We start from the raw sequence: 23,104 nt of genomic DNA, 5'->3' as shown, positions 1-23,104 counted from the left end.
CCCCTCAGCTCTCGCAGCCGGCGAACACGTCGCGATCGCGCTCGTACAGCGCCGTCCTCACCTGCATCAGGCCCAGCACCGACGGGAACAGGTTGTCGTGGTCGGTATACGCTGCCGAACGCTTTCGCACGCACTGCAGGTCCAGCCCGCGACTGCTGGCGAAGCCCGGCGAGAACCACATCGTCATCGGTACGCGGGTCTGCTCGGCCGGGGCGATCGCATAGGGCACGCCGTGCAGGTACAGGCCCTTCTCACCCAGCGATTCGCCATGGTCGGACAGGTAGATCATCGCCGTGTCGTAGTCCTGCATGCCCTGCAGCGTGCCGATGGTCTTGCTCAGGAAATGATCGGTGTACAGCACGGCATTGTCATAGCTGTTGGTGATCTCTTCGCGTGAGCACCGGCCGATGTCACGGGTGTCGCAGGTTGGCTTGAAGCGGGCAAAGGCGGCCGGATAGCGCTCGAAATACGCCGGGCCATGGTTGCCCAGCTGGTGCAGCACGACCACGCGGTCGCCGGGCCTGGCACGCACCTGGGTGGCGAGGTCCTGCAGCAGGATCTCGTCCATGCAGCGGCCGTCGGCGCACAGGCCCGGGGTGGTCGCATCGGACAGCGACTGGAAGTCCAGCCCTTCGCACACGCCCTTGCAGCCGGACTGGTTGTCACGCCACAGCGGTGCGATGCCGGCACGGTTCAGTACGTGCAGCAGCGACTGGTGCGCGCGGATCTTCTTCTCGTCGTAGTCGTGGCGTCCCCATGGCGAGAACAGGCAGGGCAGCGAAACTTCGGTGCTGGTGCCGCAGGAGTGCATGTCGGGGAAGTTGATCACCGGTGCCTGGGCCAGTTCCGGCGTGGTATTGCGGCCGCCGTTGAGGCCCCAGTTCTGTGCACGCACGGTCTCGCCCATCACGATTACCAGCAGCCGCGGTTTGCTCGCCGGAGCGCGTGGGGTGGCCTTGGCGTCGGTGCCGATCGGCAGTTTCGGCGCGCGCTGCACCGGGTTGTCGCCGCGCAGTGCACGTGGAAGACCCAGCAGCACGTTGGCCGGGGTGGCGAGGTAACGCACTTCACGCTGGTTGCGCATCAGTGCGGAGACGTCCTGGAACGAGATCAGTGCACCGCCAACAGCGGTCACCGCAGCCACCGCCAGGAAGCCCAGGCGCCACAGCAGGCTGCGCCCCCAGCTGCGCCGCTGCAGCTGCACCCGCCACACCAGCACCATCGGCAGTGCCGCCAGCAGCAGTACCGGCCACAGCAGCGAGACCGTCATCAGTTCGCGGCTTTCCTTCGGATCGGTCGCCAGCACGTTGCGCAGCATGTCCGCATCCAGATAGATGTGGTAACGGCTCATGTAGTGGGCGGCGAAGGCCGTTACCAGCAGCAGCGCGCTGATCACCACCTTGGCGTTCCAGCGCCAGACCAGCAGGCCAAGCAGCAGGCCATGCGTGCCGAGCAGCAACAGCAGCAGCGACACCGCGTAGCGCAGGCTCTCCGGGTGGCTGGCCATCGCGCTGCGCCAGAACAGGCCGTTGCCGGCCAGGGCGAAGAACAGGCTGGTCAGCGCGATCAACGCCTCGGTGGACAGCTGTGGCCGCCAGCTGCGCAGTCCGGCCAGCGATGGCACACGGAGCGAGCGTTGAACCGAAGCATTCATGCGTTCGCCTCCAGGCGGTTGGTGCGGTCCAGGTGATGGCGGACCAGAACGTACAGCCCCAGTGACAGCAGCCAGCACAGCAGGGCTGTGGCAAGGTCATGCGACAGAAAATGTGCACCCCGCAGCTGCTGGCTGATGCCGAACAGCAGCCCGCTGCCCAGGCCCAGTGCCAGGCCGGTCCAGCGCCAGGCAGGACGCCACAGCAGGGCGAAAAAGTACAGGCTCAGCCAGGCATAGCCGGCGCTGGCATGGCCGGCGGGAAAGCACGCGATCACCGGCATGTCGGCCGGACGATGGCTGAAAAGCCCGATATAAGGCTGGTGGCCGCCGTAGCGCAGCAGATCCCACGGGCAGTCCATCGGCACCAGCGACTTCAGCAGAGACACGCCGCCGGTTCCCAGCGCCAGGGCAATTACGACATAAAGCAGCGCCCATCGCAGGGTGCGATCACGTCCGCGGCGCCAGTGGTGAAAGCTCAGCAGTATCACCACCAGCGCCGCGGCGGTGCTGAACCACTTGCCGCCCCGGTGCACCAGCGAGCGGGTGAACCACGCGTCCTGCAGTGCCCAGCGGCCGCCCTCCAACCGGAACAGGTGGTCAGCCAGCCATTGATCGGCTCCCCCCTCCATGAACACGGCGAACAGGGGCAGCACGATGAGCAGTGGAAGCCACAGGTGGGTCACGGCGAACCGCGATGCCAGCGTGGAGTAGGCCGAAGCAACCCCGGAGACGGGAGGACGGACGGACATGCAGGAAAACACCGTGACGATGAACCGGCGCCATGCTCGTCAGGTTGATGTCGGAGAAGGGTCGGACCTGCGTTCGGGCCGGGTTAACCGCCGGCCCGCGTGGGGGATGATTCAGTCTTCTTCTTCGTTGGCGCCGGCCCGCTCGGCGTGGCAGCCGGCATCCCAGGCAGTGCCGGGCACCAGCTGCCAGCGGTTGCGGTTGGCGACGCCGATGTCGATCACCTGGGCGGCATCCACGCAGGGACTCATGGCCTTGTCGAGCACCAGCAGCCAGCGCCGGTCGGGTGCTTCGGCCAGCCAGGGGCCGGCGTCGTGCCACTGTTCAGGCCAGGGCCGCTTGAAGCCGAACTCGCGCACGGCGCGGTCGGCCTGCAGCAGGTTCTGTTCGCGCCAGGCCACCAGTGCCAGTTCGGCATCGGGGCCGATCCTCGCGCCGACCCGGCGCATCAGCGCCGACGACGAGGCGTAGGGGTCGAGCGCCGGAATCAGCACCAGGCCGTACAGCATCCACAGCAGGCCGTGGGTGAGCAGTACCAGGGTGGCGGCGCGCCGCACGCGCAACCACACGGCCAGGGTAGCCACGGCGATCGCGAACGTCAGCAGGCCGTCGCCCAGCACCGGCAGCAGGGTGTCGGGCATCGCACGCCGCTGCAGCTGCGCCTGCGCCCAGTGACTTTCGGTGAGCAGCATCACGCCCAGCACGGCGGTTGCCAGCATCAGCACCAGGCTGTAACCGAACAGATACCGGCGCACGCACAGCCTGCGCAGCAGGCCGGGCAGCAGGGGCGCGGCGGCAAGGGCCACGGCAGGCAGCATCGGCAGCAGGTAGACCTCGCGCTTGCCGGGGCTGGCGCTGAAGAACACCAGCACCAGCAGCGCCCACCCCAGCAGCAGCCACTGCCGGCGGTCGCCACGGCGCAGGCGCCGCCACCACGGGCGGGCCAGCGCCGGCAGCAACAGGGCACCCGGCAGCCACAGTGTCAGGATCACCTGCAGGTAGTACCAGACCGGCTGCCGGTGGTGCCAGGCATTGGCATAGCGGGTGCCGGTCTGCTTGAACAGCAGTTCATGCGCATAGGACTGCAGCGAGGCACTGGGTTCGTGCAGCAGGGCCCAGCCCAGCGGGGCCAGCCAGACGGCCACGCCGAGCAGGAATGCAGGGATCAGCCACAGCAGGGTCGCCGGGTGCGGGCCCTCGATCCGACGGCCGCGGCGATGCTGGTACAGCCACCAGCCGAACCAGGGCAGCACCATCAGCAGCGGCAGGAAACCTACGCCTTTGGTCACCGTGCCCAGGCCGGCGGCAAAGCCGGCCAGCCACAGCGCCGGCACATTGCGTCGCTCGCACAGATGCCGCAGCAGGCCCCACAGGGCCAGCGTGGTCATCCCGACCAGCACCATATCGATCTGCGCACGCTTGGCCATCAGGCCGAACTGCAGGGTGCAGAACAGGGCGCCGATGGCATAGAGGGAGTGGCGCGGCGACCACAGTCGGCGTGCCAGATCCGACACCAACCACAGACTGAGCAGGGCCCCCAGCAGCGAAGGCAGCAGGAACGACCATTGCCAGCTGCCCACCACTTCGTAGGCCGCCGCCTGCAGCCACATGAACACCGGCGGCTTCTCCGCATACAGCTCGCTGCCACGGTGCGGCAGCAGCCACTCCCCGCTTTCCACCATGGTCCTGGCGGCCAGTACGAAGCGGGGTTCGTCCGGTGGCTGCGGTTGGCGCATGCCGATGCCGGCAGCCAGTGCCGCGATGATCAACAGCCAGAGCAGGGGTAGGCGCCAACGGCGGGGCAGGGCTACGGGCACGGCAGGCTCCGGGAGCAAAACGGCCATTTTGAGGCGGCGGGGGTGGGAAAAGCGTCGGAGTATCGCCGGGGCGACCTCATTCCGACATGCGTGGCGCTACCATGGTACGAACTTCCGTGGAACTTTCATGCATGCGCCTGTTGGTGATCGAGGACAACCGGCAGCTGGTGGCCAATCTGTTCGACTACTTCGAGTCGCGCGGTCATGTGCTGGATGTGGCTCCCGATGGCATCACCGGCCTGCATCTGGCGGGCAGCCATCCCTATGACGCGGTGATCCTGGACTGGATGCTGCCCCGGATGGAGGGGCCGGAAGTGCTGCGCCGCCTGCGTGCCGAGCATGGCTCGGAGGTGCCGGTGATCATGCTGACCGCACGCGACGAACTGCCGGACAAGATTGCCGGCTTCCGTGCCGGCGCCGATGACTACCTGACCAAGCCGTTCGCGTTGCCGGAGCTGGAAGTGCGGCTGGAGGCCCTGCTGCTGCGGGCACAGGGACGCAACCCCCGCAAGCGGCTGCAGGTGGGTGATCTGGTGCTGGACCTGGCGACCCTGGAGGCGCAACGCGCCGGACAGGTCCTGCATCTGTATCCGGCCTGCCGCAAGCTGCTGGAAGTGCTGATGCGCGCCAGCCCCGGCGCGGTCACCCGCCAGCAGCTCGAATTCGCCCTGTGGGGCGACGAGCCACCGGACGGCGACCTGCTGCGCTCGCATGTCTACGAACTGCGCCGCAGCGTGGATGGACCGTTCGTGGACAAGCTGATCCACACGCTGCCGCGGGTCGGCTACCGGTTGGCCCTGCCCACCGCCGCCGAGGCCGGCAGGAATGACGATGAAGGTGCGTAGACCCGGCCCGCTGTACCGCCGCGTGCTGTGGTGGCTGCTGGGCTACCTGGCACTGCTTTCGCTGGCGGTGTTCAGCGTAGGCAACTATGTGCACGAGCACGCCGAACACGCCGCCTGGCGCGCGCTGCTCAACTCCGAACTGGACAGCATCGTCGAGCATGTCGAGCACGAGCCACACTATCGATGGCAGGACTCGGACACGCTCAGCCTGTACCGTTTCGACGCGGTGAACCTGCCTGACAGCCTGCGCACCCTGCATCCCGGCCTGCATGACGGGGTGATGGTGAAGGACCGCGAAACGGCGGTCATGGTGCGTGATACAGACTCGATGGGGCGCGTTGCGCTGGTGCTGGACATCTCCGACTTCCACGACCTTGAGCAGTTCGCCACGCGGTGGGTGATGCTGGCCGGGGTGATCATGATCTTCGTCACCGTGCTGATGGCGTCCTTCGGCATGGAGCGCATGGTGCGTCCGCTCAGCCTGCTGGCGCAGCGCATCGGCGCGTTGCGGCCGGGCGCGCAGGGCCAGCGCATCGATGTCGACCCGCGTGGCAGTTCCGAGCTGCACACCATCGCCGATGCGTTGAATGACTACCTCGAACGCAACGAGCAGTTCGTGGAACGCGAGCGGGTGTTCATCAGCACTGCCAGCCATGAGCTGCGCACCCCGATTGCGGTGATGACCGGCGCCGCCGAGCTGGCACTGGAGCAGCCGGGCCTGCCGGACCGTGCCCGGCAGCAGATCCAGCGCGTGCTGCGCACCGCGCAGGGCGTGGAGCAGCTGATCGAACTGCTGCTGGTGCTTGCGCGCGATCCGGCGCGGCTGGCGGCGCGTGCCGAGCGCATCGCACTGGACCAGCTGCTGCCGGACATCGTCGAGCATCATCGCCATCTGCTGGGCGACAAGGATCTGAGCATCGGTATCCAGGCCGCGCCGGTGGACATCGTTGCCCCGCTGGCGGTGGTGCAGGCGGCGATCGGCAACCTGTTGCGCAACGCGATCGAGAACAGCGGCCGCGGGCACATCGAACTGCGCCTGAGCGCTTCGGCGGTGCTGACCCTGCAGGACCCGGGGCATGGCATGAGCCCGGAGGAGATCGCTGCGATCCACGCACGCATGGCCCGGGGAGAGCGTGTCGATCGTGGCGGGATCGGCCTGGACCTGATCGCGCGCCTGTGCGAGCACCTTGGCTGGACCCTGCAGCTGCAGCCCTGCGAGCCGCGCGGGACGCAGGCCACGCTGGATTTCGGTGCTTCGCGCCCAGGCGGATGATCGCAGTCGCGGGGTCAGGCCTTCGGTCGCGGCACATGCTGGTCGACCAGGATCACGTTGCCGTCCGGATCCATCAGTTGCAGGAAGGCGGGGCCTTCACTGTCGGGATCGGCCCGGACCTGCAGCGCGATACCCTGCGCATCCAACGCTGCCTGCAGTTCGCGGACGTCCTGGAAACGCGGCAGTTCCTGCTTGTGCTGGTCCCAGCCCGGGTTGAAGGTCAGCAGGTTGCCTTCAAACATGCCCTGGAACAGGCCGATGACGACACCGTTGTTGCGCAGTACCAGCCAGTTCTGCGTCGCATCGCCGCCGGTGATCGAGAAGCCCAGCGCCTCATAGAACGCGCGCGAGGCGGCCAGGTCCTTGACCGAAAGGCTGACCGAGAAGGCACCCAGTTGCATGGACACGCTCCGTTTCGGGAAAGGCGAGGCCGGCACTGCAGCATGACCCGCCGTGAAGAGGGTGTTAATCTCGACCCGCGCCGCCTTATGCGGCGCTTTTTTTTCCGCTCTTTCGATCGACAGAGGATCCCATGCCGACCGAACCCGCTACTGCCCTGATCAGCAACGACATCGTTGGCCTGGGCCTGATTGCCGCCACCCTGGCCCTGATCTTCTGGGCCGCCAGTGGTCCCACCCCGCTGCTGAAGAAGATCTTCGCCTGGGTGCCGGCCCTGCTGCTGTGTTACTTCATCCCGGCCATCTACAACACCGCCGGTGTCATCGATGGCCACAACACGTCGCTGTACAACCCGGTCGCACGCGATGTGCTGCTGCCTGCCGCGCTGGTCCTGCTGACCCTGTCGATCGACCTCAAAGGGGTCATCAAGCTCGGCCCGAAGCTGCTGCTCGTGTTCTGTGCCGGTACCGCCGGCATCATGCTCGGCGCCATCGTCTCGTTCCAGGTGATGAAGCTGATCCACCCGGAAACCTTGGCTGGTGATACCTGGGCCGGCATGGCCGCACTGGCCGGCAGCTGGATCGGCGGTGGCGCCAACATGGTCGCCATGCGCGAGATCTTCGGTACCGATGCCACGACCTTCGGGCAGTTCGCCGTGGTCGATGTGGCCTGCGCCAGCCTGTGGATGGCGATCCTGCTGTTCCTGGCCAACCGCGCGCAGCAGATCGACACGCGCAACGGTGCCGACACCCGTGCCATCGACGAGATGAAGGCGCGCATCAGCGCCTATGAAGCGCAGAACGCACGTATTCCCAGCATGACCGACCTGATGGTGATCGTCGGCGTTGCCCTGGGCGGTGTCGGCCTGGCGCACGCGATCGCCGCGCCGCTGTCGGGCTGGTTCAAGGCCAACGTGAGCTGGGCCAGCCAGTTCAGCCTGGACAGCCAGTTCGTCTGGGTGATCCTGCTGTCCACCGCGATGGGCCTGGGCCTGAGCTTCACCCGTGCACGTCGTCTGGAAGCGGCGGGTGCCTCGCGCCTGGGCACGGTGTTCCTGTACTTCCTGATCGCCTGCATCGGCATGCAGATGAACCTGCTGTCGCTGCTGGATCGGCCGTGGCTGTTCCTGCTCGGCGCGATCTGGATGGCGACCCACGTGCTGGTGCTGTGGGCCGTGGCCAAGCTGGTCCGTGCGCCGCTGTTCTTCTTCGCCATTGGTTCGCAGGGCAACATCGGTGCGGCGGCATCGGCGCCGGTGGTGGCTGCGGCCTTCCATCCGACATTGGCACCGGTCGGCGTGCTGCTCGGCACGGTGGGCTATGCCACCGGCACCGGGCTGGCCTATGTCACCGGCCTGATCCTGAAGTGGATGGCCAACGGCTGAGCGCGGGTCGCTATGGCTGCGCTTTCCCGCGATCTGCGGCAGATCCACGCCATGCGTGGATGCACTTGATGCCGACCCATGAGCAGAGAAGGGGTCAGATCCGTTTCCCGGAGGAAACGGATCTGACCCCGGACTCAATGCGATGCGTGGATCTACAACAGATCCAGCACCGTCATGCCTTTCAGCAGCAGCGTCCGCCGTTGCGTCCGCCGTACCGCGCTTCCTGACGTTCGCGGAAGAACGTCTTGTAGTCCATCGGTTCCTGGTCCGGATGCTTCTCCAGCATGTGCCGGACGTAGTTGTCGTAATCAGGGATGCCACAGCACAGGCGTGCCGTCTGCACCAGGCGTCGCCACACGCGGCGGTGCGCCTGGTACTGGCCAACGGGAACCAGTTGCGTGCTCATTACAGATCCACCATTTCATGCGGCTTCAGCGCCACGTACGGGGTCTCGCGGTCGCTGCGCTGCGGATTGCGGCGTGCGGCCAGGATCGTGCGGATCGAATAGGTCAGCACCGCACCCACCACCAGCAGGAACAGCGCGGTCAGGCCGGTGTTGACGTAGGCATTGACCACGATCTGCTGCATCTGCGCCACCGACTTGGCCGGTGCGGTGATGGTGTCGCTGGCGATGGCGGCCTGGAACTTGTGCGCCTGCGCCAGGAAGCCCTGCGCCGGGTTGCTGTCGAAGATCTTGATGAAGCCGGCATAGGTGGTGCAGATCAGCAGCCAGGTGGCCGGTACCGCGGTCACCCACGCGTAGCGGTCACGCTTCATCTTGAACAGCACCACCGTCCCCAGCATCAGCGCGATACCGGCCAGCATCTGGTTGGAGATGCCGAACAGCGGCCACAGGGTCTGGATGCCGCCGAACGGATCGACCACGCCGGTGTAGAGCAAGTAGCCCCACAGCGCCACGCAGCCGGCCGTGCCGATGATGTTGGCCGTCCACGACTCGGTCTTCTTCAGCGCCGGAATGAAGTTGCCCAGCAGATCCTGCAGCATGAAGCGGCCTGCGCGGGTGCCCGCATCCACGGCGGTCAGGATGAACAACGCTTCGAACAGGATGGCGAAGTGGTACCAGAACGCCATCATCGCGTCGCTGCCGCTGGGAATGGCTTCATGCAGGATCATTGCGATGCCCACCGCCAGCGTCGGCGCACCACCGGCGCGGTGCAGGATCGTCGGTTCGCCGATCGCGGCGGCCGTGGCGGTCAGCTGTTCCGGCGTGATGGTGAAGCCCCAGGTGTTGGTGATGTAGTGCGCGGCAGACGCCGCATCGGCACCGATCACCGCCGCCGGGCTGTTCATCGCGAAGTAGATGCCCGGATCGATGATCGACGCAGCCACCAGCGCCATCACCGCCACGAACGATTCCATCAGCATGCCGCCATAGCCGATGTAGCGCATGTGCGATTCATTGGCCAGCAGCTTCGGTGTGGTGCCCGAGGAAATCAGCGCGTGGAAACCGGATACCGCGCCGCAGGCAATGGTGATGAACAGGAACGGGAACATGCCGCCCTTCCACACCGGGCCATCGCCACTGGCGGCGAACTGGGTCAGTGCGGGCATTTTCAGCTCGGGCATCACGATCAGGATGCCGATGGCCAGAGCGACGATGGTGCCGATCTTGAGGAAGGTCGACAGGTAGTCGCGCGGTGCCAGCAACAGCCACACGGGCAGCACCGAAGCGACGAAGCCGTAGCCGATCAGCATCCAGGTGATCTGCGTGCCGGTGAAGGTGAAGGCCGGGCCCCACACCGGATCTGCAGCAACCTTGCCGCCGTACCAGATCGCGGCCAGCAGCAGCACCAGGCCCACCACCGAGATCTCGCCGATCTTGCCTGGCCGGATGTAGCGCATGTAGATGCCCATCAGGATCGCGATGGGCATCGTGGCTATCACCGTGAACATGCCCCACGGGCTTTCCGCCAGCGCCTTGACCACCACCATCGCCAGCACCGCCAGGATGATGATCATGATCAGGAACGCGCCGAACAGCGCGATGGTGCCGGGCACCTGTCCCATTTCCTCGCGGACCAGATCGCCCAGTGAGCGGCCGTTGCGCCGGCTGGACAGGAACAGGACCATGAAGTCCTGTACCGCACCGGCCAGCACCACGCCCACCACCAGCCACAGCAGTCCGGGCAGGTAGCCCATCTGCGCCGCGAGCACCGGGCCCACCAGTGGACCGGCGCCGGCGATGGCCGCGAAGTGGTGGCCGAACAGCACGTGCTTGTTGGTCGGCACGTAGTCCAGGCCATCGTTGTTGATCACCGCCGGCGTAGCCCGGGTCGGATCCACCTGCATCACCTTGTTGGCGATGAACAGGCTGTAGAAGCGATAGGCGATCAGGTAGATCGAAACAGCGGCGACGACGATCCACAGCGCGTTGATATGTTCGCCGCGGCGCAAGGCCACGGTGCCCAGACAGAACGCGCCGAGCAGGGCGAGTGCCGCCCAACCCAGTTTGGCAAACCCTTTCATGAGGTGCTCTCTCCCGGAAAGACATTCAAAGAGTCCCGCGTGCCCTTTACAGGGTCAATGCGTGCGGGGCCCATCGGCGGTAGTACTTTGGTCGTACGAAGGTGGTGACCGCGTGTGCGGCATGGGCTGCGGGCAGACATCCGTGTCGCGGAACCGCCGGCATGACGCCCGGCGAACACCAGGGATGGAACAATCGGTTGCGGCGTCATCCATTGGCGGACGGCGCCGCGGCGTCCATCTTCAGTGGCATCCATCCAACAGGAGTCGCCATGAGCCTTCCCGAACCGGTCCGCGTCCTGCGCACCATCCGTGGCATGCCCACGTCCGACGGCGCCGGCGTGCGCCTGACCCGTGTCATCGGCGGCCCGACGCTGCCGGATCTGGATCCGTTCCTGCTGCTGGATGAATTCGGTACGGACCGCGCCGAAGACTACATCGCCGGTTTCCCGGAGCATCCGCACCGCGGTTTCGAGACGGTCACCTACATGCTGGACGGACGCATGCGCCACCGCGACAACCACGGCAACGAGGGCCTGCTGACCCCGGGCAGCGTGCAGTGGATGACTGCAGGCCGGGGCCTGGTGCATTCGGAGATGCCGGAACAGGAAAGCGGGCAGATGCGCGGTTTCCAGCTGTGGGTGAACCTGCCCGCGCGCGAGAAGATGACGGACCCGAAGTACCAGGAGTTCGCGCCGGAACGCATCCCGGTGGTGCAGCCGGAGCCGGGTGTGGAGGTGAAGGTGATCGCCGGTACTGTCGATGGCACCACCGGCCCGATCGTGCAGCCGGCCACCGATCCGTTGTATCTGGACGTCCGCCTCGAGGCCGATCGTGCCTGGACCTACACGCTTCCGGAAGGCCACAACGCGTTTGCCTATGTCTTCGAGGGCGCGATCACGGTCGGCGAGCAGGATGCCGCACGTGATGTGGCGCGCCAGGAACTGGCGGTGCTCGGTGGCGGTGAACAGCTGCACGTTTCGGCTGGCAGCGAAGGGGGGCGGCTGATTCTGGTGGCCGGCCGGCCACTGCGGGAGCCGGTGATGCGGCATGGCCCGTTCGTGATGAACACGCGCCAGGAACTGATGCAGGCCTTCGTCGATTTCCAGGAAGGCAGGTTCTGAGGGCCGACGCCGCCCCCCAGGAGGAAGCCGGTAGCGCCGGGCCATGCCCGGCGGCTCTCCGGCACAGCACGCGTAAAGGACATCCATCAGGCCATGCCCGGCGTTGCCGCCAACGCGTCGGATCCGGCGGGGATGCTGCCAGGCAGTCATCCCCGTCACCGTCAACGTCCGGCGGCCACGGCTGAAGGCGTCAGGCTCATGCCCTGCGCCAGCTGCTGCAGCGACCCCAGTTCCTGCGTGCTGCCCGGGTACAGGGCAATCTGCGCATAGCGGCCCTTGTCCAGCTTGATCACGCTGATGCGTCGTTCGGCGTATCCCGGCGGCTGCTGTCCACCCAGATCGGGCTGGTACCAGTACAGTGACTCGCCGGCGAAACTGCCTTTTTCCTGGCGCAGCGAGCGGCTGAGCGGAATCGCCGGATCGCGTGCGCTCAGCATCAGGCTCAGTACTTCCCGTCCATCCTCGGTGCTGGCGCGGCAGAGCAGGAAGTCCGACTGCACCTGCTGCTGCCATTTCAGGCCGCTGCTCGCCGGCAGCGAAGGACATTCGGCGGGTGCCTGCGCGGCGGCCTGGGCCGCAGCAAACAACAGGCTCGACAGGACAACAGGCGCGAACTTCATGCATCCCCCAAGGTGGCGTGTCGTGTGACGCCGCCATGCTGCTGGCGGCCGTGGCATCCCATCCCCGGATGCCATCCCCGCCCGGCATGTGCACGGGCGGTCAAACAGACCTTAACGGAACGTGAGTGCCCGCACAAATTGCGGTTACAACCGTAACCATTGCGGCCGACTGTCGGCCGCAATGGTCCGGGCAGCACTCAACGGTCGTTACCGACCCACTTGTAGATGATGCCGCCGATCATGCCGCCCAGCAGGGGGGCGACCCAGAACAGCCAGAGCTGGCCGACCGCGCCGCTGCCGGCGAAGAACGCCACCGCGGTGGACCGAGCCGGGTTCACCGACGTGTTGGTGACCGGGATGCTGATCAGATGGATCAGGGTCAATGCCAGACCGATCGCCAGCGGAGCGAACCCTGCCGGCGCCTTGCCATGGGTGGCGCCCATGATCACGACCAGAAATACCGCAGTCAGCACCACTTCGCACAGGAAGGCGGCCGCCACGCTGTACCCGCCGGGCGACAGCACGCCGTAGCCGTTGCTGGCGAAGGCCCCGGCCTGGCTGCCGTCGATGGCGAAGCCGCTGGCGCCGGAAGCGATCTGCAGCAGGATGAAGCCGGCCAGCAGGCCGCCCGCGACCTGGGCGATGATGTACGGCACCAGGTCGCGGGCCGGGAAGCGGCCGCCGGCCCACAGGCCCACGCTGACTGCCGGATTGAAGTGCGCGCCGGACACGTGACCGAACGCGTAGGCGCCGGTGACCACGGTCAAGCCGAACGCGAGTGCCACGCCCAGGAAGCCGATGCCCAGCGGATTGCCGTCGCCGCCGAACTTGGCAGCCAGTACCGCACTGCCACAGCCACCCAGAACCAGCCAGAAAGTGCCGAGGAACTCGGCGGCCAAGCGTTTACCCATGCTCATGAACTGCACTCCTTTGATGAACTAAAATGTGAAACAGGTCACATTTCAGTGACCGGCGAGTGACGATAGCGTCAAAGGCCGGTGCAGGGATACACCTCAGGGTGTGTGCAGCGCGCGATGCTCAGTACTGCGGCAGCGGGATGAACTCCTTGTCGTCGCCGGGAATGCTGCCGAACCGGCCGGCTTCCCAGTCCTGTTTCGCCTGTTCGATGCGCTCCTTGGAGCTGGAAACGAAGTTCCACCACAGGTGACGCGGGCCATCCAGCGGTTCGCCGCCGAACAGCATGGCCTTGAGCGGGGTCTTCGCGCGCAGCCGGCCGCGCGCGCCGGCCTCGGGAATCACCAGGTGCTGCGCCGGGATGTCCACGCCATCCAGCTGCGCCTGGCCTTCGAGGATGTACAGCGCCCGCTCGCGGTGGCCGTCATCGATGTCGATCTCCGCGTCGGGATCGAGGTCGATGGCTACATTGAGCGTGTCGGCGAAGACCTTCACCGGCGACTCCTCGCCATAGGCGCGGCCTGCGATCACGCGCAGCCAGGCACCGTTGCGGCGCTGCTCCGGGAGGGTCGCGGCGGCGTGGTGATAGAACGCCGGCTCCACTTCCTCGTGCGACTTCGGCAATGCCACCCAGGTCTGCATCCCGTGGATCGGATGGTCGTGACCGCGCTCCGGCGGGGGCGTGCGTTCGGAGTGCGCGATGCCGCGGCCGGCGGTCATCCAGTTGACGTCGCCGGGACGGATCACCTGGTCCGAGCCGAGCGTGTCACGGTGGCCGATGGCGCCGGACCAGAGGAAGGTGACGGTGGCCAGGCCGATATGTGGATGAGGACGCACGTCGATGCCGGTACCTGCGGTAAGGACGGCCGGGCCCATCTGGTCGACGAATACGAACGAACCGATGCTGCGGGCCTGCAGGGTGGGGACGGCGCGGCGGACTTCCAGGCCGCCGATGTCGTGTACGCGCGGGGCGATGATGGTGGTCATGCGGGCGTCTCGCTGGCAAGGATCAAGAGTGCCAGCATGGCATGCGGCCGTGACGGGCACATGCCCCATGCGGGTAACAGGGTGTTCCAGCCAACGGCGCAGCCCCTCGTGGCTGGCTGCTTGGCCGAGTAAAGCAACAGCCGCGCTTGGCCGGGCGGGGTGGGTTCGCGGGGGGCGCCGTGAACCCGTCCATGGGGGCTTGGCCGCGGCATCCATGCCGCGGACACCCCCGCGAACCCACCCCGCCCGGCCCCTGACAGTTTCCGTGTGCGTCCAGCCACGGAGAAGAAAAAAGAAAATCAACATCAAACGCCGGTCGCTTCGCTCCTGGTGGCGACCAAGGTCGACACCCACCAGTTCGCAGTGATCCACACCGGAATCGAGATTCACCACCGTCACCGGGAAACTGTCGGGGGTGGGGCGGTGTCGGGTTGCGGGGTGTCCGCGGCATGGATGCCGCGGCCAAGCCCCCAGGGACGGGTTTACGGCGTCCCCGCAACCCGACACCGCCCCGCCCGACAAACAGAAAAGCCAGAGCCGGCTGTTGCTCCGGCTCTGGCTTCTGCTGTGGAACTTGACGTTGCCTCTGCGGGTGCCGGGCCGCAGGCCCGGCCGATCACATCACATCACACCACCGGTTCGCGCAGGGCAGGGTTGTCCCAGCCCGGGCGCGGGGCAAAGCGGTCACCGTGACGCTGCTGCAGCGCCTTCAGGCGCTCGACGATCACATCGGCACCCACCGCGCGGATGTGCTGGATCGGACCCCCGCGGAACGGCGCGAATCCGGTGCCGAAAATCACGCCGGCATCCAGCAGGTCCGCATCGGCCACCACGCCTTCGTGCAGGCAGGCCACCGCCTCGTTGAGCAGCGGCAGGATCAGGCGATCTTCCAGGTCCGCAGGGGCCTGGTAGTCGCTGGCGACATCGGGCTTCTTCGGCTTGCCGTTCTCCCAGGTGTAGATGCCCTGGCCATCCTTCTTGCCGCGCTTGTCGGCTTCCACCGTCTGCAGTGCCGCCGGAATCTGCAGGCCGAGGAACGGCGCCAGCTCGCGGCCCACGCCGGCGGCGACATCCAGGCCGACCGTGTCGATCAACTCGATGGGGCCCATCGGCATGCCGAACTTCACCGCTGCCTTGTCGATCACCGGGCCCGGGATACCTTCGGCATAGGCGGTGGCCGCCTCCAGCATGTACGGGAACAGCACGCGGTTGACCAGGAAGCCCGGGCTGCCCGCCACCGGTACCGGGAACTTGCCCAGCGCCTTGCAGAACGCTGCCAGACGGCGCTCGGTCTCCGGCGCCATGCCGTCGTGATGGATGATTTCCACCAGCGGCATCTGTGCCACCGGATTGAAGTAGTGCAGGCCGGCGAACTGCGCCGGGCGCTGGATGTGGTCGCGCAGTTCCACCAGCGGAATCGACGAGGTATTGGTGGTCAGCAGCGCATCGGCCTTCATGCCCGGCTCCAGCGTCTGGTACAGCGCGCGCTTGGCCTCCGGGTTCTCGATGATCGCCTCGATCACCAGATCAGCGGCGGCCACGCCTTTGCCCTCCAGATCCGCCCGCAGCCGCGCCGCCACCGCCGGACGCTTGCTCTCGTCCTTCACCTTCCTGGCGAACAGTGCCTGCGCGCGTTCCATCGCCGGATCGATGAAGCGCTGCTCGCGATCCTGCAGGGTGACCTCGAAGCCCTTGTAGGCCGCCCACGCGGCGATGTCACCGCCCATCACGCCGGCGCCGACCACGTGCACGTGGCGGATGCCGGAATCGCCGCCGCCCAGACCCTTCAGGCGCTCGGTCAGGAAGAAGATGCGGATCAGATTGCGCGCGGTCGGCGTGCTGGCCAGTTTGACCACCGCGCGGCGTTCGGCATCCAGGCGGGCCTGCACCGGCTTGCCGGCGCTGCGCTGCCAGGTGCTGATCAGTGCATAGGGCGCCGGGTACTGGTCCTTCTTCGCCTTGCGCGCGACCTGCTTGATCATCTGCGGTGCCAGCACCTTGCGCGCCAGCCAGGTGTTGCTGGCCCATGCCAGCGCACGCTGCTTGAACGGCCGCGTGGTACCGGCCAGCGCCAGTGCGACGGCGGTGTCGAGCACCACCGCCGGTGCCACCACCTTGTCGACCAGGCCGATGCCACGCGCGGCCGAGGCCGAGAGGGTGCGGCCGGTCAGCATCATGTCCATCGCCGCCGGGGCGCCGACCAGCTGCGGCAGGCGCGCGCTGCCACCCCAACCGGGGAAGATGCCCAACTGGGTTTCCGGCAGCCCGATGCGGGTGCTGCTGTCGTTGGAGGCCACGCGGTAACGGCAGGCCAGGGCCAGCTCGGTGCCGCCACCCAGGCAGTGGCCATGGATGGCTGCAACGGTCGGGCAGGGCAGCTCTGCCAGCTTCTGGTAGGTGGATTGGCCGCGACGGATGGCATCGTTGACGGTGCCGCGCCGGTCGAACTCCTGGAATTCCTTCAGATCGGCGCCGGCGATGAAGCCGGCCTTCTTCAGGGACTGGATCACCACGCCCTTCGGCGGATCCAGCGCGATGCGTTCGAGCAGATCGCCCAGCTCCAGCAGCACGTCCTGCGACATCGCGTTGACACTGCTGTCCTGACGATCCAGGGACAGGACCACCACGCCGTCGTCGCGGATCTCGGGGTGCCAGTGGCTGAAGCGGAGACCATCGAAGCCTGAGAGCATGGACGTTCCATCCGGTTGTGTATGGAGAAGCGGCTATGATCCAGAGGTTGTTTCCCCCGCGTCAAATCCCTATAGCAGGGGAGTGGCGGTTCCGGATCCATGGCCGTGGAACAGAACGCTAACGGAACAGTGGTTAAAAGCTGGTGCGGCGCCGGGTGATCGGCGACTGAACTTTTCCCGGGATTGGCAGTCTCATTGCCCGACGTCGGTTGGGCTGACAGGAGTGCGGCCCCCCATGGCCGAGGTTGAAACACCACAGGAGCTGGATCTGGAACTGGTCCGGCGCGTGCAGCGCGGCGAGAGCGCGGCTTTCGATGTACTGGTGCGCAAGTACCAGCATCGGGTCGTGGCCCTGGTCGGTCGCTACATCGCCGACTGGAGTGAATGTCAGGACGTCGCCCAGGACACTTTCATACGCGCCTACCGCGCGATCGGAAGCTTCCGCGGCGATGCCCAGTTCTCAACCTGGTTGCATCGGATCGCCGTGAACACCGCCAAAAACTACCTGGCTTCACACAATCGACGCCCGCCGACCGATGACATCGACATCGGCGATGCCGAACAGTTCGACAGCGGCACGCGCCTGCGCGACACCGACACGCCCGAACGCGAGTTGATGCGCCAGGAGCTGGAACAGACAGTGATGAAGGCCGTCAACGCGCTGCCGGAAGAACTCCGGTCGGCGATCACCCTGCGCGAGGTGGAAGGCCTGAGCTACGAGGAAATCGCGCAGAAGATGGGGTGCCCGATCGGCACCGTGCGCTCTCGGATCTTCCGGGCGCGCGAGGCGATCGACACCGAACTCCGGCCGCTGCTGGACATCGGCAGCGCCACCCGCGAGAAGAGCCGCGTATGACCAGTCATCCATTCAACGAATCGCAGAATCATCAATCGCCGGCCGGGCTGCGGCTTGACCAGCGCCATCGGGAACAGCTGTCGGCCCTGGTCGATGGCGAGCTGGGGGCCGACGAGGCCCGCTTCCTGCTGCGCCGCATGGAGCATGACCCGGAACTGGCCGGCTGCCAGGAACGCTGGCAGCTGCTGGGCGACGTGATGCGCGGGCAGGCCTCGGTGCTTGCGCCCGCCGGCTTCAGCGCCGCGGTTGCCTCTGCCATCGCCGCCGAACCCACGCCCCGGTCCGGGCCTCAGGACCGGCAGGTGCGCCGCAGTGGCTGGCGTACCTGGGGGGGCGGTGCCGCATTGGCTGCCTCGGTCGCTGCGGTGGCCCTGTTGATCGGCGGCGAGAAGCTGAAGGAGACCCCTCCCGGAGAGCCGCTGGCACCCCAGGTGGTCGCCAGCCAGGCCGAGCTGCCGCCGGCACCGGTATCGCCCGCGACGGTGACCGAAGCCTCGGTCGATCCGGCGGTGGTGGCGGTGGCCAGTGTTCCGGCGGCCGCATTGGCCGCCAGCCGTCGCCAGGACGCACGCCGCGCCAGCGCCAGTGCCACCCGCGGCCAGCAGGCTGCGCGGGTGGCACAGCGTGACGACGGGGCGCAGCGGGCTGTGGCCGCCGCCCAGGCGCCCTTGGTGCCGACCGTGCCGGCCGGTGCCAGCCGCAACCTGCCGTTCGGCGAGGTGGCCGGCCTGCAGGCCCGGCCGTGGCCGCGCTCCAGCCTTGCTCCGGCCGCGGGGGGCGCGCTCAACGCCAGCTTCCCGGCGCATGCCGACAGCGCCACGTTCTACCCCTTCGAGCCGCGCCTGCAGGACGACCTGCCGCCGCCGCCCCGCCCGCGCGACTGAGCCGGGTGCCGCCACGCCCCGCCGATCGCGGGGCCCTTCTTCTCCCTTCCATCCGATCCGGAGGTTGCCGTCCGATGACTCCCCGATTCCGCACGCAGGCCATCGGCCTGCTGGCCCTGACCCTGCCGCTGGTGGCCTGTGCCCAGGCGCCGTCCCCGGCTGCCCAGACCGCGCCGGCCGCGGCCGCTGCCGCGCCGCGCGCTCCTGCGCAGCCGCTGGTCACCGGCCTGCCCGATTTCACCAACCTCGTCGAGCAGGTCGGCCCGGGCGTGGTCAACGTCGACACCACCATCGTCCGCAGCAACCGCCAGGCGCGTGGGCCGATGGGGGACGACGACATGCCGGAGTTCTTCCGTCGCTTCTTCGGCCCGGACTTCCCGATGCCGGGGCAGGGGCCGGGCGGCCCCGACGGCGGTCCCAGCATCAAGGGCCGCGGCATGGGGTCGGGCTTCATCATTTCGCCCGACGGCTACGTGCTGACCAACTACCACGTGGTAGCCGACGCCAGCGAGGTGAAGGTCAAGCTGGGCGATCGCCGTGAGTTCACCGCCAAGGTGGTGGGTAGCGACCAGCAGTACGACGTCGCCCTGCTGAAGATCGAAGGCAGGAACCTGCCGACCGTCCGTGTCGGCGATTCCAACAGCCTGAAGCCGGGCCAGTGGGTTGTCGCGATCGGCTCGCCGTTCGGCCTCGACCACTCGGTCACCGCCGGCGTGGTCAGCGCCCTCGGCCGCAGCACCGGCGGCCCGGACCAGCGCTACGTGCCGTTCATCCAGACCGACGTGGCGATCAACCAGGGCAACTCCGGCGGTCCGCTGCTGAACACCCGGGGCGAAGTGGTCGGCATCAACTCGCAGATCTTCTCTGCGTCCGGTGGCTACATGGGCATCAGCTTCGCGATTCCGATCGACCTGGCGATGAGCGCGGTCGAACAGATCAAGAAGACCGGCCGGGTCACCCGCGGCCAGCTGGGCGCGGTGGTGCAGGAGATCGACGGCCTGAAGGCGCAGGCCATGGGCCTGCCGGACAGCCGGGGTGCGCTGGTCAACCAGATCGTGCCGGATTCGGCGGCCGCCCGCGCCGGTGTGAAGGTGGGGGATGTGATCCGCACCGTGAACGGCGCACCGGTCAACAGCTGGTCCGATCTGCCGCCGCTGATCGGCGCCATGGCCCCGGGCAGCCGGGTCACCCTGGGCGTGATCCGTGACGGCAAGCCGCGCGACCTGAGCGCCACCCTGACCGCGCTGGCCGAGGATGACCAGGCCAGCGCCCGCAGCCCCGCCGCCGCCAGGGCCGATGCCGCTCCGCAGAGTGGTGCCAATGCCCTGCTGGGCCTGGACGTCAGCGATCTGACCGCGCCGCAGCGCAAGCAGCTGGGCCTGGAATCGGGCGAGGGCGTGCGCATCACCGGCGTCAAGGGGCAGGGCGCCCGGGATGCCGGCCTGTCCCCGGGCATGGTGATCCTGCAGGTGGCCAGCACCCAGGTGAGCGGCGTGGAGTCGCTGAACCGCGCGCTGTCCAGCTACAAGAAGGGCGATGTGGTGATGCTGCTGGTCCGCACCGGCAACGGCAACAGCGCCTTCGTGGCGGTCAAGGCCGGCGAGTAAGGACCGGGGCTGCTCCGGCAGCCGCTGCCCCCCGAAGCCCCGCTCAGGCGGGGCTTCGGTCGTTCCGGCCCTGGCCCGGCGAGGCGCCTTTCGCGGGCGGGCCCCGGGCGTGCGATAATCCACCGTTACCCTGACGACGCCGCGCGCCGCCGCCACCTATGTCATCTGATTCGATGCGGAACATCCGCAACTTCTCCATCATCGCCCACGTCGACCACGGCAAGTCCACGCTGGCCGACCGCATCATCCAGCTTTGTGGTGGCCTGCAGGCCCGCGAGATGGAAGCGCAGGTCCTCGACTCCAACCCGATCGAGCGCGAGCGTGGCATCACCATCAAGGCGCAGTCGGTATCGCTGCCGTACCTGGCCAAGGACGGGCAGACCTATCATCTGAACTTCATCGACACCCCGGGCCACGTCGATTTCTCGTATGAAGTCAGCCGCTCGCTGGCCGCCTGTGAAGGTGCGCTGCTGGTGGTCGATGCTGCCCAGGGCGTGGAAGCGCAGTCGGTGGCGAACTGCTACACCGCGGTGGAGCAGGGTCTGGAAGTGGTGCCGGTGATCAACAAGATCGACCTGCCTACGGCCGACATCGAGCGCGCCAAGGCCGAGATCGAGGCCGTGATCGGCATCGACGCCACCGACGCCGTGCCGGTCAGCGCCAAGACCGGCCTGAACGTGCAGGACGTGCTGGAGGCCATCGTCCACCGCATTCCGCCGCCGCAGCCGCGCGATACCGACAAGCTGCAGGCGCTGATCATCGATTCCTGGTTCGACAACTACCTCGGCGTGGTCTCGCTGGTGCGCGTCATGCAGGGCGAGATCAAAGCCGGCGACAAGCTGCAGGTGATGTCCACCGGCCGCAACCACCAGGTCGACAACGTCGGCGTGTTCACCCCCAAGCGCAAGGTGTTGCCGGCGCTGCGCGCGGGTGAGGTGGGTTGGGTCACGGCCAGCATCAAGGACGTGCATGGTGCGCCGGTGGGCGACACCCTGACCCTGGCCGGTGATCCGGCACCGAAGCCGCTGCCGGGCTTCCAGGAAATGCAGCCGCGCGTGTTCGCCGGCCTGTTCCCGGTCGACGCCGAGGACTATCCGGACCTGCGCGAGGCGCTGGACAAGCTGCGCCTGAACGATGCCGCGCTGCGCTTCGAGCCGGAAAGCTCGGAGGCGATGGGCTTCGGTTTCCGCTGCGGCTTCCTCGGCATGCTGCACATGGAGATCGTGCAGGAACGGCTGGAGCGCGAATACAACCTGGACCTGATCAGCACCGCGCCGACGGTGGTGTACGAGGTCCTGAAGACCGATGGCTCGATCATCAACATGGACAACCCGGCCAAGCTGCCGGCGGTGAACCAGGTCCAGGAGATCCGCGAGCCGATCATCCGTGCCAACGTACTCACCCCCGAGGAGTACATCGGCAACATCATCAAGCTGTGCGAGGAAAAGCGCGGCAGCCAGATCGGCATCAACTACCTGGGCAGCCAGGTGCAGATCAGCTACGAGCTGCCGATGGCCGAAGTGGTGCTGGACTTCTTCGACAAGCTGAAGTCGGTCAGCCGCGGCTACGCGTCGCTGGACTATCACTTCGTGCGCTTCGATGCCGGCCCGTTCGTGCGCGTGGACGTGCTGATCAATGGCGACAAGGTCGATGCGCTGTCGCTGATCGTCCACCGCAGCCATGCCGACCGCCGCGGCCGCGAGCTGTGCGAGAAGATGAAGGACCTGATCCCGCGGCAGATGTTCGACGTGGCGATCCAGGCGGCTGTCGGCTCGCAGATCATCGCCCGTACCACGGTCAAGGCCATGCGCAAGAACGTGCTGGCCAAGTGCTATGGTGGCGACGTTTCGCGCAAGAAGAAGCTTCTGGAAAAGCAGAAGGAAGGCAAGAAGCGCATGAAGCAGGTCGGCCGCGTGGAAATCCCGCAGGAAGCGTTCCTGGCCGTGCTGCAGATGGACAACAAGTAAGCGCGCACCGGCCCTCCGGGGCCGGTCGTCCGGTGACGTTGCAAAGGACCCTGAATGAAACTGTTTGAGATCCTCCTGGTCGTGCTGACCCTGGCCTCGGGCCTGATCCTGCTTGCGGACAAGCTGTACTTCGCCAGGCGCCGCGCCCAGCGTGCAGGCCTGCTCGACACCGAGCCGGTGCTGGTGGATTACTCGCGTGCATTCTTCCCGGTGCTGGCGATCGTGCTGGTCGTGCGCAGCTTCATCGCCGAGCCGTACAAGATCCCGTCCAGCTCGATGATGCCGAACCTGCTGATCGGTGATTTCATCCTGGTCAACAAGTTCGCCTATGGCCTGCGCCTGCCGATCACCAATACCCGCTTCGTGCCGGTGGGTGATCCCGCGCGCGGCGATGTGGTGGTGTTCCACTTCCCGGGCCACGGCGACAACGACCCGGCCAAGGGCGAGAACTTCATCAAGCGCGTGATCGGCGTGCCGGGTGACACCGTGGTGTTCGAGGGCGACAGCCTGGTGCTGAACGGCGAGCCGGTGAAGTACGACAACAAGGGCATCTACGCCGGCCACAAGGGCCAGGGCGAGGGCGCCAACCTGCTGGTCGAGCATCTCCCGGGCCGCACCCATACCGTGCTGGAGACCGACTATCCGCGTGGCCAGGGCCAGTGGACGGTGCCGGCCGGCAAGTACCTGGTGATGGGCGACAACCGTGACAACAGCGATGATGGACGCTTCTGGGGGCTGCTGCCGGAAGAGAACCTGCGGGGCAAGGCATTCCTGATCTGGCTGAACTGCCAGGGCTGGTTCTGCAAGGACGGTTTCGAACCGTCGCGGATCGGCTCGGGCATCAACTGAGT

General features: G+C 67.0%; 19 protein-coding genes. 9 read left to right on the top strand and 10 right to left on the bottom strand.

Annotated features, from left to right (window positions below; translation table 11 throughout):
• Positions 1–4: 4 nt before the first annotated feature.
• The 3 genes from ACX9OW_RS10190 to ACX9OW_RS10180 all read right to left on the bottom strand — a co-directional run bounded on the left by ACX9OW_RS10190 (position 5) and on the right by ACX9OW_RS10180 (position 4,218).
• Positions 5–1,654, bottom strand: a complete 1,650-nt coding sequence (locus tag ACX9OW_RS10190; RefSeq protein WP_065182654.1) for a phosphoethanolamine transferase — start codon at positions 1,652–1,654, stop codon at positions 5–7.
• Positions 1,651–2,403 (bottom strand): phosphatase PAP2 family protein, encoded by a 753-nt coding sequence (locus tag ACX9OW_RS10185; protein WP_074899518.1) that lies wholly within the window; start codon positions 2,401–2,403, stop codon positions 1,651–1,653. The genes ACX9OW_RS10190 and ACX9OW_RS10185 overlap by 4 nt, the downstream gene beginning before the upstream one ends.
• 111 nt (positions 2,404–2,514) lie before the next feature.
• A complete protein-coding gene (locus tag ACX9OW_RS10180; RefSeq protein WP_459062231.1) occupies positions 2,515–4,218 on the bottom strand; it encodes an ArnT family glycosyltransferase in 1,704 nt (567 codons plus the stop codon).
• A 131-nt stretch (positions 4,219–4,349) separates the two neighbouring features.
• Between ACX9OW_RS10180 and ACX9OW_RS10175 the strand changes: the two genes are divergently transcribed.
• Together ACX9OW_RS10175 and ACX9OW_RS10170 are read left to right on the top strand one after the other, a co-directional pair.
• A complete protein-coding gene (locus tag ACX9OW_RS10175) occupies positions 4,350–5,063 on the top strand; it encodes a response regulator transcription factor (RefSeq protein ID WP_065174831.1) in 714 nt (237 codons plus the stop codon).
• Positions 5,050–6,336, top strand: coding sequence for a sensor histidine kinase (locus ACX9OW_RS10170; RefSeq protein ID WP_065174832.1), 1,287 nt, complete (start codon positions 5,050–5,052; stop codon positions 6,334–6,336). Before ACX9OW_RS10175 ends, ACX9OW_RS10170 begins: the two co-directional genes overlap by 14 nt.
• 14 nt (positions 6,337–6,350) lie before the next feature.
• Here the strand turns inward: ACX9OW_RS10170 and ACX9OW_RS10165 are convergent, their stop codons facing one another.
• Entirely contained in the window at positions 6,351–6,737 is a 387-nt protein-coding gene (locus ACX9OW_RS10165) for a VOC family protein (protein ID WP_197571915.1), read from the bottom strand.
• A gap of 131 nt (positions 6,738–6,868) precedes the next feature.
• Here ACX9OW_RS10165 and ACX9OW_RS10160 point away from each other — a divergent pair, with 131 nt between their 5' ends.
• On the top strand, positions 6,869–8,119 hold the full coding sequence (locus ACX9OW_RS10160) for a DUF819 family protein (RefSeq protein ID WP_459062230.1): 1,251 nt from the start codon (positions 6,869–6,871) through the stop codon (positions 8,117–8,119).
• A gap of 181 nt (positions 8,120–8,300) precedes the next feature.
• Here the strand turns inward: ACX9OW_RS10160 and ACX9OW_RS10155 are convergent, their stop codons facing one another.
• Together ACX9OW_RS10155 and ACX9OW_RS10150 are read right to left on the bottom strand one after the other, a co-directional pair.
• Positions 8,301–8,525: a YbdD/YjiX family protein gene (locus tag ACX9OW_RS10155; RefSeq protein ID WP_053519004.1), complete on the bottom strand. Its 225-nt coding sequence runs from the start codon at positions 8,523–8,525 to the stop codon at positions 8,301–8,303.
• Positions 8,525–10,606, bottom strand: coding sequence for a carbon starvation CstA family protein (locus tag ACX9OW_RS10150; RefSeq protein WP_053519002.1), 2,082 nt, complete (start codon positions 10,604–10,606; stop codon positions 8,525–8,527). Before ACX9OW_RS10150 ends, ACX9OW_RS10155 begins: the two co-directional genes overlap by 1 nt.
• A 269-nt stretch (positions 10,607–10,875) precedes the next feature.
• Between ACX9OW_RS10150 and ACX9OW_RS10145 the strand changes: the two genes are divergently transcribed.
• Positions 10,876–11,727 (top strand): pirin family protein, encoded by an 852-nt coding sequence (locus ACX9OW_RS10145; RefSeq protein WP_065174835.1) that lies wholly within the window; start codon positions 10,876–10,878, stop codon positions 11,725–11,727.
• A gap of 161 nt (positions 11,728–11,888) precedes the next feature.
• Here the strand turns inward: ACX9OW_RS10145 and ACX9OW_RS10140 are convergent, their stop codons facing one another.
• The 4 genes from ACX9OW_RS10140 to ACX9OW_RS10125 all read right to left on the bottom strand — a co-directional run bounded on the left by ACX9OW_RS10140 (position 11,889) and on the right by ACX9OW_RS10125 (position 16,939).
• A complete protein-coding gene (locus ACX9OW_RS10140; RefSeq protein WP_053518999.1) occupies positions 11,889–12,347 on the bottom strand; it encodes a hypothetical protein in 459 nt (152 codons plus the stop codon).
• A 197-nt stretch (positions 12,348–12,544) separates the two neighbouring features.
• On the bottom strand, positions 12,545–13,264 hold the full coding sequence (gene aqpZ, locus ACX9OW_RS10135; RefSeq protein ID WP_340043890.1) for an aquaporin Z: 720 nt from the start codon (positions 13,262–13,264) through the stop codon (positions 12,545–12,547).
• Between the two features lie 121 nt (positions 13,265–13,385).
• Positions 13,386–14,249 carry a pirin family protein gene (locus ACX9OW_RS10130; protein ID WP_053518997.1) on the bottom strand — a complete coding sequence of 288 codons (864 nt, stop codon included), beginning with the start codon at positions 14,247–14,249 and terminating at the stop codon, positions 13,386–13,388.
• Between the two features lie 626 nt (positions 14,250–14,875).
• A complete protein-coding gene (locus ACX9OW_RS10125) occupies positions 14,876–16,939 on the bottom strand; it encodes a 3-hydroxyacyl-CoA dehydrogenase NAD-binding domain-containing protein (protein ID WP_368866169.1) in 2,064 nt (687 codons plus the stop codon).
• Between the two features lie 235 nt (positions 16,940–17,174).
• Here ACX9OW_RS10125 and rpoE point away from each other — a divergent pair, with 235 nt between their 5' ends.
• The 5 genes from rpoE to lepB all read left to right on the top strand — a co-directional run bounded on the left by rpoE (position 17,175) and on the right by lepB (position 23,102).
• Entirely contained in the window at positions 17,175–17,795 is a 621-nt protein-coding gene (rpoE, locus tag ACX9OW_RS10120; protein ID WP_065174837.1) for an RNA polymerase sigma factor RpoE, read from the top strand.
• A complete protein-coding gene (locus ACX9OW_RS10115; protein WP_053520401.1) occupies positions 17,792–18,679 on the top strand; it encodes a sigma-E factor negative regulatory protein in 888 nt (295 codons plus the stop codon). The genes rpoE and ACX9OW_RS10115 overlap by 4 nt, the downstream gene beginning before the upstream one ends.
• Positions 18,680–18,753: 74 nt before the next feature.
• Positions 18,754–20,286, top strand: coding sequence for a DegQ family serine endoprotease (locus ACX9OW_RS10110; RefSeq protein WP_263175256.1), 1,533 nt, complete (start codon positions 18,754–18,756; stop codon positions 20,284–20,286).
• Positions 20,287–20,459: 173 nt separating this feature from the next.
• A complete protein-coding gene (gene lepA, locus ACX9OW_RS10105; RefSeq protein ID WP_053520238.1) occupies positions 20,460–22,253 on the top strand; it encodes a translation elongation factor 4 in 1,794 nt (597 codons plus the stop codon).
• Positions 22,254–22,307: 54 nt separating this feature from the next.
• Positions 22,308–23,102 (top strand): signal peptidase I, encoded by a 795-nt coding sequence (gene lepB, locus ACX9OW_RS10100; RefSeq protein ID WP_053520237.1) that lies wholly within the window; start codon positions 22,308–22,310, stop codon positions 23,100–23,102.
• Positions 23,103–23,104 lie beyond the last annotated feature (2 nt).

Source organism: Stenotrophomonas genospecies 5 (assembly GCF_054473825.1).
This window is presented reverse-complemented; position numbering and strand designations above follow the sequence as displayed.

Coding starts and splice junctions, on each gene's coding strand:
- ACX9OW_RS10125 (WP_368866169.1), bottom strand. CDS start 16,939: ATGCTCTCAGGCTTCGATGGTCTCCGCTTCAGCCACTGGCACCCCGAG.
- aqpZ (WP_340043890.1), bottom strand. CDS start 13,264: ATGAGCATGGGTAAACGCTTGGCCGCCGAGTTCCTCGGCACTTTCTGG.
- ACX9OW_RS10170 (WP_065174832.1), top strand. CDS start 5,050: ATGAAGGTGCGTAGACCCGGCCCGCTGTACCGCCGCGTGCTGTGGTGG.
- ACX9OW_RS10190 (WP_065182654.1), bottom strand. CDS start 1,654: ATGAATGCTTCGGTTCAACGCTCGCTCCGTGTGCCATCGCTGGCCGGA.
- ACX9OW_RS10160 (WP_459062230.1), top strand. CDS start 6,869: ATGCCGACCGAACCCGCTACTGCCCTGATCAGCAACGACATCGTTGGC.
- rpoE (WP_065174837.1), top strand. CDS start 17,175: ATGGCCGAGGTTGAAACACCACAGGAGCTGGATCTGGAACTGGTCCGG.
- ACX9OW_RS10175 (WP_065174831.1), top strand. CDS start 4,350: ATGCGCCTGTTGGTGATCGAGGACAACCGGCAGCTGGTGGCCAATCTG.
- lepA (WP_053520238.1), top strand. CDS start 20,460: ATGCGGAACATCCGCAACTTCTCCATCATCGCCCACGTCGACCACGGC.
- ACX9OW_RS10165 (WP_197571915.1), bottom strand. CDS start 6,737: ATGCAACTGGGTGCCTTCTCGGTCAGCCTTTCGGTCAAGGACCTGGCC.
- ACX9OW_RS10185 (WP_074899518.1), bottom strand. CDS start 2,403: ATGTCCGTCCGTCCTCCCGTCTCCGGGGTTGCTTCGGCCTACTCCACG.
- ACX9OW_RS10115 (WP_053520401.1), top strand. CDS start 17,792: ATGACCAGTCATCCATTCAACGAATCGCAGAATCATCAATCGCCGGCC.
- ACX9OW_RS10150 (WP_053519002.1), bottom strand. CDS start 10,606: ATGAAAGGGTTTGCCAAACTGGGTTGGGCGGCACTCGCCCTGCTCGGC.
- ACX9OW_RS10130 (WP_053518997.1), bottom strand. CDS start 14,249: ATGACCACCATCATCGCCCCGCGCGTACACGACATCGGCGGCCTGGAA.
- ACX9OW_RS10140 (WP_053518999.1), bottom strand. CDS start 12,347: ATGAAGTTCGCGCCTGTTGTCCTGTCGAGCCTGTTGTTTGCTGCGGCC.
- ACX9OW_RS10155 (WP_053519004.1), bottom strand. CDS start 8,525: ATGAGCACGCAACTGGTTCCCGTTGGCCAGTACCAGGCGCACCGCCGC.
- ACX9OW_RS10145 (WP_065174835.1), top strand. CDS start 10,876: ATGAGCCTTCCCGAACCGGTCCGCGTCCTGCGCACCATCCGTGGCATG.
- lepB (WP_053520237.1), top strand. CDS start 22,308: ATGAAACTGTTTGAGATCCTCCTGGTCGTGCTGACCCTGGCCTCGGGC.
- ACX9OW_RS10110 (WP_263175256.1), top strand. CDS start 18,754: ATGACTCCCCGATTCCGCACGCAGGCCATCGGCCTGCTGGCCCTGACC.